At 46.3% G+C, this 259-nt stretch carries 1 pseudogene; it reads right to left on the reverse strand.

Going from position 1 to position 259, the window contains the following annotated elements:
* Positions 1–259, reverse strand: a pseudogene (locus tag MTCD1_RS19575) (thiamine-phosphate kinase); the annotation flags it as partial.

Below are 259 nucleotides of genomic sequence, written 5' to 3' on the forward strand. Positions count from 1 at the left end.
TCATGGGTGTTTTCAGAGATACCGTTATCAGGGTTATTGGCATCGATAAGTAATTTTAACCCTGCCGCGGCATCACCAATGGTGCCACTGCAATAAATCAAATCACCGGCTTTGGCACCGTGCCTTGGCAGCGCTTTACCTTGTTCAACAAAACCTTGTAAGGTGAGCGTCAACGTCATATTACCTTTGGTGGTATCGCCACCGATAAGGCTGACACCATAACGCTGTAATTGCTGATGTAAGCGTTCACTAAATGCAC

The organism is Colwellia marinimaniae (assembly GCF_002207865.1).
Classification (GTDB): domain Bacteria; phylum Pseudomonadota; class Gammaproteobacteria; order Enterobacterales; family Alteromonadaceae; genus Colwellia; species Colwellia marinimaniae.